Here is an 11133-nt window from a genome sequence, read left to right as displayed (position 1 = left end):
GATGACGCGGGCGGCGAACAGCAGCTTGCCCGAGGCGTGGGTCTTGCCCTTGTCGTGGTCGAAGAAGACGCCCGGCGAGCGGTGCATCTGCGAGACGATGACGCGCTGGGTCCCGTTGACGATGAAGGTGCCCTTCTCCGTCATGAGCGGGATGTCGCCCATGTAGACGTCCTGCTCCTTGATGTCCTTCACCGAGCGGGCGCCGGTCTCCTCGTCGGTCTCGAAGACGATGAGGCGCAGCTTCACCTTGAGCGGCGCGGCATAGGTCATGTCGCGCTGGACGCACTCCTCGACGTCGTACTTCGGCTCCTCGAACTCGTAGGAGACGTATTCGAGCACCGCGCGCTCGTTGAAGTCCTTGATCGGGAAGACCGACTTGAAGACCGCTTCGATGCCTTCGTCGCGCCGTTCACCGGCGCGGACTTCGCGCTGCAGGAACTGCTCGTACGACGAGCGCTGAACCTCGATCAGGTTCGGCATCTGCACGGCTTCAGGGATGCGGCCGAAAGACTTCCGGATCCGCTTCTTACCGGTGAAGGACTGCGCCATTTTGATCCCTTGAGGACGCCTGGACGGGAGTCCGGGCGTCGAGTGCTGTCATTCCGGGTCCGCCCTGTCGGACCTCCAAGAGCGGAGGCCGGACCCTGGAAGGCTCCCCGTGTCGTCGGGAGCGCCCCTTCGCATGGTCGGAGGGCGACGGACCATGCCTCGGGGCCTGCACGCGCGAAGGCCGCATCGAACGATGTGAATCGGAGGTGTTTTCGCGAACGGCGGGAAATAGGCCCTTTCCGTTCGCTTGTGAAGCCCCCTGCCGGGAAAATCGCGCCTGTCGCCAGGAAGACCGGCGCGAGTCAGCGCGGTCCGGCGCCGCCGTTCAGGAGCGGCAGGCAGGCCTGCCAGTTACCGGGATTGGCCGCCACACAGGCGTGATAGTTCTGCCCGCCCTGGTGGATCGCCGTTGCGGTGTCGTAGTTGCGCTGCGCCGACGGCAGGAGAGGCTGACCCAGGGTCGGAACCGGACGAGGCGCCGGAAGGCCGCCCAGCGTGGGCGCCGCCGGACGCGGCGCGCTGGCGTTCGCCAGGCATATCTGGATGGCGGCGGTGTCGCCGGCGGCGTTGCGGACACAATCGGCGACGCCCTGGGAGTTCACGGCCGGCGCGGCAGGAGCCGCGACCGGCGCCGGCGAGCGCGTGGCCATGGCGGCGTTGAGCGCGCCCAGGATGCCCGCGGTCGTGCCGCCGCCCACCCCGCCCAGGCCCATCGGCGCAGCCGGCGCGCCATAGCCGCGCGGTCCTGGCAGGCCCACGCGAGCGTTGAGCTGGGCGCACTCGGGGATCGCCGCCGCGCCGGCGGAATTGCAGATCTGGATGGCCTGGTTCAGCCGGTTGATCTCGGCCGCCGTCTGGGCGAGCGCAGGCGCCGCCAGTCCGGTCAGCGCCGACACGAGCGCAAGGCCCAGGATTCCGCGCATGGTTCGGCCCCCTCCGATCCGATCTCTCCTGGAAGATGGACCCAAATCATGTCGACGCCCTCCCCCGTTTGGGGGCCCTGGGGCAAGGGCATGAGAAAAGGGCCGGGATCACTCCCGGCCCTTCGGCATATCGTCTGGATCCGGACGCGACGCGTCCGCGATCCTCCGGCTTCGCCGGACTATTTGATCTGGACGGAAGCGCCGGCTTCTTCGAGCTTCTTCTTGATCTCTTCGGCTTCCTGCTTGGAGATGTTTTCCTTGACGTTCTGCGGAGCGCCTTCGACGAGGTCCTTGGCTTCCTTCAGGCCGAGGTCCGGACGGACGCCGCGGACTTCCTTGATCACGTTGATCTTCTTGTCGCCGCCGGCGGTCAGCACGACGGTGAACTCGGTCTGCTCTTCGGCGGCTTCGGCCGGAGCGGCGCCACCGGCAGCCGGAGCGGCGGCCATGGCGACCGGAGCAGCGGCGCTGACGCCCCACTTTTCTTCCAGCAGCTTGGACAGCTCAGCGGCTTCCAGGACGGTCAGGGCGGACAGTTCGTCCACCAGCTTTTCGAGATTGGCCATGTGTTCGATTCCTTAGAGGTAGAGGTTGTCGGGGAAGATGATCCGATCAGGCGGCGTCTTTGGTCGCGTACGCGTTGAAGACGCGCGCCAGTTGGCCGGCCGGAGCCTGCAGGACGCCCGCGACCTTGGTCGCCGGAGCTTGCAGAAGGCCGATGATCTTGCCGCGGAGCTGGTCGAGCGACGGCAGGGTGGCCAGGGCGTTGACGCCCTTCTGGTCCAGGACCTGCTGTCCCATCAGGCCGCCGACGACGCTGAACTTGTCGTTGTCCTTGGCGTACTGGGTCGCGACCTTGGCGGCGGAGACAGGGTCCGGGCCGAAGGCGATCGCGACCGGGCCCGTGAAGAGGGCGTCGCCCGCTTCGCCGACCGAGCCGTTCAGCGCCTTCTGAGCCAGGGTGTTCTTCACCACCTGGAGCTGCGCGCCTTCCTTGCGGAGGCGGCCGCGGAGATCGGTCATTTCCGCAACGGTCAGACCCAGGTAGTGGGTCACGACCACGGCGCCGGAGTCAGCGAAGACGCCCTTGAGCGCCTCGATGGCTTCCTGCTTTTGAGCGCGGTCCATTGCGGTCTCCATACTCAGGTTCGGCGCGCACGGGATTGCGCACGCCGCAAGCACCTGTCCGATGAGGAAAGCCGCAGGCCGCGCGCCGCCCATTCGGGTGGCGATCGGGCCGTCATCTTCCCGTCTCCCTGCGCCTGAGGAGGGGCCCCTCCTCGCGTTACGACCTCCGGCGACCCCGGCGGCTGCGCAGTTCTTGGACAGGATGGAAAGGCCGAAGCCCTTCCGTCCACGCCTCCCCCCGGAAGGGATCGACGAAGCGCGGGCCTATAGACGAAGCGGTGGCGAAACTCAACCCGCCGCCATCCAGGCTTCCAGCCGGGACGCCTTGGCCAGGTCCTTCGGCCGTCCGAAGAGCCGCAGGATGCGGAGCTGTTCCTCCGCCGAGGGGATCGGCCCGACCACCGGGAGCCGCCGGCCGCGAACGTGCAGTCCGCCCATCACCTCCACCGGCCCCCAGGGCGTGGCGTAGCGGGCGAAATCCTGCGAACGGAACGGCCCGTCAGGCGCCTTGGGCGCCTGCGGCTCGAGCCAGCCGGCCCAGGCGCTGCGCAACCGTCCCGCCCCGTCGACGCCCGTAACCACGTCCAGGTCGGCGGCCTCGTCCAGCGGAACGCCCAGCAGGATCAGCGCCCCGCTGCCGATCAGGCTCCAGGGCGCGGCGAAGGCATCCAGATCCGGAACCACGGCCTCGAAGACGCGGCGCACCTCCTCCGGCGTCACGACGGGCTTACGCCGCCTCGAAGATCGCCGCGATGCCCTGGCCGCCGCCGATGCACATCGTCTCCAGGCCGTACTTGCCGTCACGCCGCTTCAGTTCGCGGAGCAGATTGGCCAGGATGCGACCGCCGGTGGCGCCGATCGGGTGGCCCAGGCTGATGCCCGAGCCGTTGACGTTCAGCCGGTCGCGATCGTCCCAGCCCCAGCCCTTCAGCACGGCCAGCACCTGCGGCGCGAAGGCCTCGTTCAACTCCACCAGATCGATGTCGTCCCAGCCCAGGCCGGTGCGTTCGAACAGGCGCTTCACCGCCGGCACCGGGCCGATGCCCATGCGCGAGGGGTCGCAGCCGGCCGCGGCCCAGCTCACGAAATATCCCATCGGCTCCAGATTCAGTTCGGCCAGCTTGTCCTCGGCCACCACCAGGCAGGCGGCGGCCGCGTCGTTCTGCTGGCTGGCGTTGCCGGCGGTGACGACACCGTCCTTCTCGATGGCGCGCAGCTTGCCCAGCGTCTCCATGCTGGCGTCGGCGCGGACACCCTCGTCCTTGGCGAAGACGATCGGGTCGCCCTTCTTCTGAGGCACCGCGACGGGCACCAGTTCGTCGTCGAACTTGCCCTCGGCCCAAGCCTTCGTCGCGCGCTGGTGGCTCATGACGGCGTATTCGTCGGCCTCCTCACGGCTGATCTGATAGTCGCGGGCGAGGTTGTCGGCCGTCTCGATCATGCCGGAGATCACGCCGAAGCGGCTGATCGGCTGGCTCATCACCCGGCCGCGGGCCAGGCGGTCGTGCATGGTGACCGAGCCGGCCCGTGCGCCGTTGCGCATGTCGAGCGAGTAGTACTCGGTGTTGCTCATGCTCTCGACGCCACCGGCGATGACCACGTCGGCCACACCGGTCTGGACCATCATCGCCGCATCGACCACGGCCTGAAGCCCCGAACCGCAGCGGCGATCGAGCTGGTAGCCGGGAATCTCGATCGGGAAGTCTGCGGCCAGCGCGGACCAGCGGGCGATGCAGGGCGCCTCGCCGTTGGCGTAGCCCTGGGCGAAGATCACATCGTCCACCTTGATCGGGTCCAGCTTCGTGCGCTCGACGAGCGCACGCAGGACAACCGCGCCCAGGTCGCCGGCCGTCATACTGGACAGGCTGCCCTGGAACTTGCCGACGGCGGTGCGGATAGGGCTGACGATGGCGGCGCGACGCATGGGCTGGGCTTCCTCCTGAATTTGCGGATGGTCCCTGCGGGTCTGCGAAGGTCGCGTCAAGCCCGCCCTACCCAGTCAGCTCGTCCATACGGTCGGACCACAGCCCCATGTCCGCAGTCTTTCAAGCGGCCGGCGCACCGGAGGCGCGCCGGCCCGCTCCATCAGGCCAGGGCCGCACGGCGACGCCGCAGCGAGGCGCCCGCAGCGCCGAAGCCCAGGATCATGAGCGCCCAGGTCCCCGGTTCCGGCACGCCGCCCACGCCCCCGCCGTTCGTCAGATCGGCCGTCACCGACAGGTTGTCGATGGCCCAGCTTTCGTCCGTGCCGAACTGGAAGCCCGATCCGGCCGCCTGGAAACTGAAGGTGAAGGTCGAACCCGTGTGGGCGATTTCGTACACCGCGCTGGAGAAAACCCGATCATTCCAGCTGCTGTAGAAGAAATTGCCGTAGTAGGTCTCGGTCCCGCCATCCAATTGCGCGCAGCAATTGTTGTAGTTGTCGGCGGTGATGTCGTGCTGCACGCCGTCGATCGTCACCCGGAGGAAATCGGGCGCCACCGAGCTGGAGCCGCCGCCGTCCCAGGAGTCCACCAGGATTCCGGTAAAGTTCAGATACAGCTTGTCGTGGCTCGGCAGGTTGGAGAGCGTGAACGTCACCACGCCCGCGTCCGTCCGATGATAGATGCCGCCCGACGCTCCGCCGGCGGCCGTCGGCAGCGTGGCGAAGCTGGCGGACGGGTTCGTCACCGTCACGCCGGATGCAATCACGGCGCTGTCGAAACCATCGCTGAAATCGTTGAAGTAGATGGAGGTGGCGGCCTGAGCCCCACCCGCGACGAAGCAAGCCGCGGCGACCGCGGCGAATCCGAGTTTCATTGAAAATGCCCCTAGAGAGAATCCGAGTTCCGCGCGACCGCCAGCTCTCTTCGCGCCGGTTGCCCGGTCAACTTCATTCGCCTTGCAGGAGATAAGCCGACGAGCGTTGCGCGCAGAAAGCGTCAGCCCGTCCAGACCGGCGGTCGCTTGTCCATCCAGGCCTTCACGCCTTCCTTGTAGTCGGCGGTCTTCGACATCTCGACGAGCAGGGCCTCGGCGGCGCGCACCGAGGCCGCGGCGTCGCGGTGCAGGTCGCGATAGATTTGGCGTTTGGACTCGCGGGCCGAGCCCGGTGCGACGCTGGCCGCCAGCGCGCGGGCGTAGGCCGTAACCTCGTCCATCAGCCTCTCGGAAGGGACGATACGGTTGAGGAATCCCATGCGGTCCGCCTCCTCCGCCGTGAACACCCGGCTGGACAGCAGGATGTCGTTGGCATGGGTCAGACCGACGATGCGCGGCAGCACCCACGACAGGCCGAACTCGGTGGGGAAATTGAACCGGCCATGCGCTGCGGTGAACTTCACCCCCGGCGCGCAGAACCTCAGGTCGGCGAAGGCCGCCAGCACCAGGCCCACGCCCGCCGCCGCGCCGTTGATCGCCGCAATCACGGGTTTCCCGATCCCGAAGTGATAGGCGAACGTGGCGTCGAACGCCGGATCGACGCCATGGCCGGGTTCGGCGATGTCCTCCGGCGTGCCGGAATCATAGCCGCCCTTGGCCGAATGCCCCTCCAGCGCCTGGAGGTCGGCGCCGGCGCAGAAGGCGTTTCCCTCGGGATCGCCGGTGACCACGATGACACGCACGGCGGGATCGTGGTCGGCCTCGCGCAGGATCCAGCGGTATTCCGTGTGCATCCGCCCGGTCCAGGCGTTGCGACGCTTCGGGCGCGACAAGGTGACGACGGCCACCCCGTCGGCGACTTCGTAGCGGGTGGTCTTGAGGTCCATGGGTCAGTTGTAGAGGGGTTGGAAGCTGAAGACCCAGGGCGTTTCGGTATCGACGTTCACCTGCACCGCCTTGAGTTCGGGCGCGCCGTAGACCTGGAGCCGGTTGATGTTGGCGTAGCGGGGGGGCTTTTCCTCTCCCTGGCTGACCATGAACGGCCGATCGATCACCAGATCGTGGAAGTCACCGTTGATCAGCAGCACGGGCTTGCCGAATTTCGCCGCCTCCTCGCGAATGGCGTAGACGATCCAGTAGAAGGGCCCGTCGTCGCCACCCCGTATGGCCTTGCCGGTAAAGTCGCCGCCCCGACCTTCCACAAACATCCCGGCCTGCAGCGCCAGCACCACCGCCTTGGCGTCTTTGGCCTTGGCCTCGGCGAAGGCGGCCTTGATCCAATCCACATTGGCCCGGTTGCGGGCGACGGCCTCACGGGCTCGCGTTTCGTCGTTCAAAGTGAAGCCGTTGGCGGATCCCGGCACGCTGAGGGTGGCGAACACCACCCCACCCTTATCCCAGCGCGTGTTCTCGGCGGTCTCGAACGCCGGCGCGACGTCGGTCTGGCGCAGGAGCGGCATAGTGCGCGCCCCGAGGCTCCGCGGCTCCTTGAAGTAGAGCTTCCGGATGAGGCGCAGGCCCGCCACGGGATCGGCGTAGCCATAACTCGAGAAAGCCCCCTCGAAGGTCTGGGCCGGCGCGAGCAGCCCCAGGTCCTGCGGCGTAGCCTTGCCTTCCAGGTAGCGGAGATAGGCCTCGATGATTTCGGGCTTGCGGCAGTCGGTCCACTCGTTGTCGCCGGGCGTATAGACCAGCGGATGATCGAATTTTGCAAACTGTCCGAGGGCATATCTGTGGCTGTCTTCGGTGCACGGCATCGCGCCCCATGTGTCGCCCACATGGATGGAGAACGCAGGCTTCGCCTTGTTGATGCGCGCGATCAGGGCGTCGTAGGTCGGCAGGTCCCGCGGCAAAGTGTAAGCGGTGTCGCCCAGGGCCACGAAGTGGAAGCTTTCGGCCTGAGCCGGCCCGACCAGGCCTGCAAACGCCGCCGCTATCGCCGCAAAGATCGTTCCTACCCGCATCCTGCCCCTCCATATATTTTGGAGCAGTCTAGAAGATGGTCGGGCAGAATTTAAGCAGACGCGACGCGGAAGCGGAGGATCGTCCCGTTCCAGCGATCGGTCGTGTCCAGCGTCTCGACGGCCCCATCCGCGAGTTCGGCGGCGATCCCACGCCAGAATGCGAGCGCCCCGACGTTCTTCCGGGCGACCGCCAGTTCCCACAGCCCCGGACGACCGGAAAGCGCCGCGCGAGCCGCCGCACGCCCCACGCCTTCCCGGCGGTGCTTGCGCACCACGAAGAACTCGGCGACGGCGAAGTCGACCGGCAGGCCCGAATGGCTGTGGTCGTTGACGAGAAGAAGCCCCGCCAGGCGGCCGTCCACACGGATCAGGAACGGAATCCGCCGCGGGTCGGTCCAATAGCTGTCCAGATACGGATAGTCCGGAAAGCGTCCATCCTCGTCCAGTTCGCCCTTGTCGTCCCCGGCCCAAAATTCTGAGAAGTCGTGGGTGTAGAGCTGGAACAACGCGCGGAGGGCCATGCGCTTCTCCGGCCCTGCCGCCTCCAATTCGACCTTGGGCATGTATCGCTCTCTCAAGCATAGGGATGCGTCCCTAAGCCTCTCACGCCAACGGCATATCTGTCCTGCGACGCCGGACGCGAAAAAGGCGCGGGAGTCACCCGCGCCTTCCCTATTCCTGGCCCATCGGGCCGATCAGACGCCGATCGAGCCGATCTCGACCTTGAAACCGGGGCCCATCGTGGACGAGAGGCTGACCCGCTTGATGTAGGTGCCCTTGGCGCCCGACGGCTTGGCCTTGTTGAGGGCGTCCACCAGGGCCTTCACGTTGACCTGGAGAGCTTCCTCGGTGAACGAGGCCTTGCCGATGCCGGCGTGGATGATGCCGGTCTTCTCGGTGCGGAACTCGATCGAGCCGCCCTTGGCGTCCTTCACGGCCTGGCCGACGTTCGGCGTCACCGTGCCCACACGCGGGTTCGGCATCAGGCCGCGCGGGCCCAGAACCTTACCCAGACGGCCCACGAGGGCCATCATGTCGGGGGTGGCGATCACGCGGTCGAAGTCCATGAAGCCGCCCTGGATCTTTTCGACCAGGTCCTCGGCCCCCACGACTTCGGCGCCGGCCGCCTTGGCTTCCTCGGCCTTGGCGTCCTTGGCGATGACCGCGACGCGCACGTCACGGCCGGTGCCCGATGGCAGGGCCACGACGCCACGGACCTGCTGGTCGGCGTGACGCGGATCGACGCCCAGGTTGACGGCGATCTCGATGCTCTCGTCGAACTTGGCGTTGGCGTTGGCCTTCACCAGCTTCACCGCATCGGTCAGGGCGTGGGTGACGGCGGTATCGCCGGTCCAGGCCTTCATGCGCTTGGGTTGCTTGGCCATCGTCTTAGGCCTCCACGATCTGAAGACCCATCGAGCGGGCGGAGCCCTCGATGATCTTGGCGGCGGCCTCGACGTCGTTGGCGTTGAGGTCCTTCATCTTCTTTTCGGCGATGTCGCGCAGCTGGGCGCGCGTGATCTTGCCCGCGCTGTCGCGGCCGGGCGCCTTGGAGCCCGACTTGATGTTCAGGGCCTGCTTGATGAAGAACGACGCCGGGGGCGTCTTCGTCACGAACGTGAACGACTTGTCCTGATAGACCGTGATGACGGTCGGAAGGGGCGTGCCCTTCGCTTCCTTCTCGGTCCGGGCGTTGAACTCCTTGCAGAAGCCCATGATGTTGACGCCGCGCTGACCCAGCGCCGGGCCGATCGGCGGCGACGGGGTGGCGGAGCCCGCGGGCACCTGCAGCTTGATATAGCCCAAGATCTTCTTGGCCATCTTTGCTCCTCATGGCCGGAAGCCCGGCCGGTTATGAGCCGTGGTGCGGGGTGCGGTGGCCCTGCCCCTCCCACGGATTTGAGATCGCAGGGCGGACCCGGCGAAGCGGGCCGCATTATCAGCCAACAGCGATCATTGCAATGAAGACCGCTGCGAGCGGCGAGCGCAGCGACAAGCCGGGGGAAACCGGCGACTGCGCCTCCCGCGCTTCCCCAAACGACAGAGCCTCCGCTCACGCGGAGGCTCGAAGCCGCTTGCAGCCGCAGACGGGATCGCTAGGCGATCTTCTCGACCTGGCCGTACTCCAGTTCGACCGGGGTCGCGCGGCCGAAGATGGAGACGGTGACGCGAAGACGCGCACGCTCCTCGTCGACCTGCTCGACCGAGCCGTTGAAGCTGGCGAAGGGACCGTCGGTGACGCGGACCTGCTCGCCGATCTCGAACGAGATGGTGGGCTTGGGCCGCTCGACGCCCTCCTCGATGGCGCCGACGATCCGTTCGACTTCCTTCTCGGAAACCGGGATCGGCTTGGAGCCCGAGCCGAGGAAGCCCGTCACCTTCGGCGTGTTCTTGATGAGGTGATACGCCTCGTCCGTCAGCTCCATCTTCACCAGCACATAGCCGGGGAAGAACTTCCGCTCGGAGTTCACCTTCCGGCCGCGGCGGATCTCCACCACGTCCTCGGTCGGCACCAGGACCTCCGAGAAGTTCTCCTCGAGGCCCTGCTGCTTGGCCTGTTCGAGAATGGAGTCCTTCACCTTCTTCTCGAAGTTCGAGTAGGCGTGGACGATGTACCACTTGTGTCGGGGATTGCCCTTCGGCGGGGCGACTGCGGCTTCGGACATGTTCAGCTCGCCAGTTTGAGCAGTTGGGCCACGCCCACACGCAGGACGAAATCGACGACCCAGAAGAAGATCGCCGCGAAGGTCACCATGATGGCGACCATGATCGAGGTGATCCAGGTTTCCTTGCGGCTGGTCCAGGTGATCTTGCGGGCCTCGGCGCGGACCTCGCGCGCGAACTGCGCGACGCTGGTCTTCTTCTTCGGCGGCTGGGCCGCGCCGGCGGGCGTGGCCATAACGGCCGCGGTCTTGGCGGCGCGATCCCGCATCGCCTGCGGGGTCTGTCCCGGTTTCCTGGCCATTCGGCGCTTCAAACTCTCATCTGGAGCCACGGGCTGCGCCCACGCTCCGGTTCAACGATCGACTACATATAGGTGGTGGCAGGAGTGGAGGGACTCGAACCCCCGGCCCTCGGTTTTGGAGACCGATGCTCTACCAGCTGAGCTACACTCCTTCAGCACCCCTATCCGACTGTGGCGTCCCGGTTTCCGGCGCCGGGCTAAGCGCCCGTCGACCGCGCACCGGCGGCTGGAAAACTGAAGACTCCAACGATGTCGGGTAGGACGCAGGCGTATGGCCGAACCCGCGCGGGTTTTCAAGTCTCTTGCCGCGGATCGAAGCCTCGTCGCACGCGTTGGAGCGGCATGAGCACGCACCGTCCTTCATCCGCCGAACCCCTGTCCGTCGAACCCCCGTCCACCGAACCCCCGTCGAAGTCGGGCTCGCACGATCAGGCCTACAATCGCGACGACCAGCTCAAACCCGGCGGCGCGGCGCGGATGGCGCAGGAGCCTCGCGGCGGCGAAGGTTCGGCGCGCTCGACCAAGACCGCGACCGATCCGGCCAGCGGCGCGCCCGTCCGCAACACCGGGACGCGAGCGGCTCCGAACCGCGCCCAGGCCGATCAGACCGACGGGACGGCTCGAAGGGCGCCTGATTAGCGGTCCCTGAATCGAAAGGGCCGCCTGCGTGAGCGGGCGGCCCTTCGCTTGGGTGTTCGAGTGGGCGCAGGGCCTACTTGATGATCTTCGTCACCACGCCCGAACC

14 protein-coding genes, 1 tRNA gene and 1 pseudogene are annotated in these 11133 nt (G+C 67.0%); 1 reads left to right on the top strand and 15 read right to left on the bottom strand.

The window, feature by feature from the left end; all coding sequences use genetic code 11:
* From ABS78_RS23245 to ABS78_RS23175, 15 genes and pseudogenes are all read right to left on the bottom strand, one after another.
* Positions 1 to 549: pseudogene (locus tag ABS78_RS23245) on the bottom strand (DNA-directed RNA polymerase subunit beta); the annotation flags it as partial.
* 302 nt (positions 550 to 851) lie between these two features.
* Positions 852 to 1472: a hypothetical protein gene (locus tag ABS78_RS23240; RefSeq protein WP_293385422.1), complete on the bottom strand. Its 621-nt coding sequence runs from the start codon at positions 1470 to 1472 to the stop codon at positions 852 to 854.
* Between the two features lie 179 nt (positions 1473 to 1651).
* Positions 1652 to 2038 carry a 50S ribosomal protein L7/L12 gene (gene rplL / locus ABS78_RS23235; protein ID WP_293385419.1) on the bottom strand — a complete coding sequence of 129 codons (387 nt, stop codon included), beginning with the start codon at positions 2036 to 2038 and terminating at the stop codon, positions 1652 to 1654.
* A 46-nt stretch (positions 2039 to 2084) separates the two neighbouring features.
* Complete coding sequence (rplJ, locus tag ABS78_RS23230; protein WP_293385416.1) at positions 2085 to 2600, bottom strand: 50S ribosomal protein L10; 516 nt, start codon at positions 2598 to 2600, stop codon at positions 2085 to 2087.
* A gap of 288 nt (positions 2601 to 2888) precedes the next feature.
* Entirely contained in the window at positions 2889 to 3320 is a 432-nt protein-coding gene (locus ABS78_RS23225; RefSeq protein WP_293385413.1) for a hypothetical protein, read from the bottom strand.
* A 7-nt stretch (positions 3321 to 3327) separates the two neighbouring features.
* Positions 3328 to 4524, bottom strand: coding sequence for an acetyl-CoA C-acetyltransferase (locus ABS78_RS23220; RefSeq protein WP_293385410.1), 1197 nt, complete (start codon positions 4522 to 4524; stop codon positions 3328 to 3330).
* Positions 4525 to 4685: 161 nt separating this feature from the next.
* Positions 4686 to 5399 (bottom strand): PEPxxWA-CTERM sorting domain-containing protein, encoded by a 714-nt coding sequence (locus ABS78_RS23215; protein WP_293385407.1) that lies wholly within the window; start codon positions 5397 to 5399, stop codon positions 4686 to 4688.
* A gap of 122 nt (positions 5400 to 5521) precedes the next feature.
* A complete protein-coding gene (locus tag ABS78_RS23210) occupies positions 5522 to 6346 on the bottom strand; it encodes an enoyl-CoA hydratase-related protein (RefSeq protein ID WP_293385404.1) in 825 nt (274 codons plus the stop codon).
* A gap of 3 nt (positions 6347 to 6349) precedes the next feature.
* A complete protein-coding gene (locus tag ABS78_RS23205; RefSeq protein WP_293385402.1) occupies positions 6350 to 7423 on the bottom strand; it encodes a hypothetical protein in 1074 nt (357 codons plus the stop codon).
* Between the two features lie 50 nt (positions 7424 to 7473).
* Entirely contained in the window at positions 7474 to 7986 is a 513-nt protein-coding gene (locus tag ABS78_RS23200) for a GNAT family N-acetyltransferase (RefSeq protein ID WP_293385399.1), read from the bottom strand.
* A gap of 132 nt (positions 7987 to 8118) precedes the next feature.
* Entirely contained in the window at positions 8119 to 8808 is a 690-nt protein-coding gene (rplA, locus tag ABS78_RS23195; protein WP_293385396.1) for a 50S ribosomal protein L1, read from the bottom strand.
* A 4-nt stretch (positions 8809 to 8812) separates the two neighbouring features.
* A complete protein-coding gene (gene rplK / locus ABS78_RS23190; protein ID WP_293385392.1) occupies positions 8813 to 9244 on the bottom strand; it encodes a 50S ribosomal protein L11 in 432 nt (143 codons plus the stop codon).
* A 275-nt stretch (positions 9245 to 9519) separates the two neighbouring features.
* Positions 9520 to 10089, bottom strand: a complete 570-nt coding sequence (gene nusG, locus ABS78_RS23185) for a transcription termination/antitermination protein NusG (RefSeq protein WP_293385389.1) — start codon at positions 10087 to 10089, stop codon at positions 9520 to 9522.
* Positions 10090 to 10091: 2 nt separating this feature from the next.
* Positions 10092 to 10388: a preprotein translocase subunit SecE gene (gene secE, locus ABS78_RS23180; RefSeq protein WP_293385386.1), complete on the bottom strand. Its 297-nt coding sequence runs from the start codon at positions 10386 to 10388 to the stop codon at positions 10092 to 10094.
* Between the two features lie 76 nt (positions 10389 to 10464).
* Positions 10465 to 10540 (bottom strand) — tRNA-Trp (locus ABS78_RS23175).
* A 190-nt stretch (positions 10541 to 10730) separates the two neighbouring features.
* Here ABS78_RS23175 and ABS78_RS23170 point away from each other — a divergent pair.
* Complete coding sequence (locus ABS78_RS23170) at positions 10731 to 11027, top strand: hypothetical protein (protein WP_293385382.1); 297 nt, start codon at positions 10731 to 10733, stop codon at positions 11025 to 11027.
* Positions 11028 to 11133 lie beyond the last annotated feature (106 nt).

The sequence above is a fragment of the Phenylobacterium sp. SCN 70-31 genome (assembly GCF_001724605.1).
Classification (GTDB): domain Bacteria; phylum Pseudomonadota; class Alphaproteobacteria; order Caulobacterales; family Caulobacteraceae; genus Phenylobacterium.
The sequence above is the reverse complement of the archived record's forward strand: the minus strand, read 5'-3'. Positions and strand labels throughout refer to the sequence as shown.

Bases quoted from the DNA above. Each gene is read 5' to 3' on its own strand.
- ABS78_RS23215 (WP_293385407.1), bottom strand. From the start codon at position 5,399: ATGAAACTCGGATTCGCCGCGGTCGCCGCGGCTTGCTTCGTCGCGGGT.
- ABS78_RS23200 (WP_293385399.1), bottom strand. From the start codon at position 7,986: ATGCCCAAGGTCGAATTGGAGGCGGCAGGGCCGGAGAAGCGCATGGCC.
- ABS78_RS23210 (WP_293385404.1), bottom strand. From the start codon at position 6,346: ATGGACCTCAAGACCACCCGCTACGAAGTCGCCGACGGGGTGGCCGTC.
- ABS78_RS23220 (WP_293385410.1), bottom strand. From the start codon at position 4,524: ATGCGTCGCGCCGCCATCGTCAGCCCTATCCGCACCGCCGTCGGCAAG.
- ABS78_RS23240 (WP_293385422.1), bottom strand. From the start codon at position 1,472: ATGCGCGGAATCCTGGGCCTTGCGCTCGTGTCGGCGCTGACCGGACTG.
- rplL (WP_293385419.1), bottom strand. From the start codon at position 2,038: ATGGCCAATCTCGAAAAGCTGGTGGACGAACTGTCCGCCCTGACCGTC.
- rplA (WP_293385396.1), bottom strand. From the start codon at position 8,808: ATGGCCAAGCAACCCAAGCGCATGAAGGCCTGGACCGGCGATACCGCC.
- rplJ (WP_293385416.1), bottom strand. From the start codon at position 2,600: ATGGACCGCGCTCAAAAGCAGGAAGCCATCGAGGCGCTCAAGGGCGTC.
- ABS78_RS23205 (WP_293385402.1), bottom strand. From the start codon at position 7,423: ATGCGGGTAGGAACGATCTTTGCGGCGATAGCGGCGGCGTTTGCAGGC.
- rplK (WP_293385392.1), bottom strand. From the start codon at position 9,244: ATGGCCAAGAAGATCTTGGGCTATATCAAGCTGCAGGTGCCCGCGGGC.
- secE (WP_293385386.1), bottom strand. From the start codon at position 10,388: ATGGCCAGGAAACCGGGACAGACCCCGCAGGCGATGCGGGATCGCGCC.
- nusG (WP_293385389.1), bottom strand. From the start codon at position 10,089: ATGTCCGAAGCCGCAGTCGCCCCGCCGAAGGGCAATCCCCGACACAAG.
- ABS78_RS23170 (WP_293385382.1), top strand. From the start codon at position 10,731: ATGAGCACGCACCGTCCTTCATCCGCCGAACCCCTGTCCGTCGAACCC.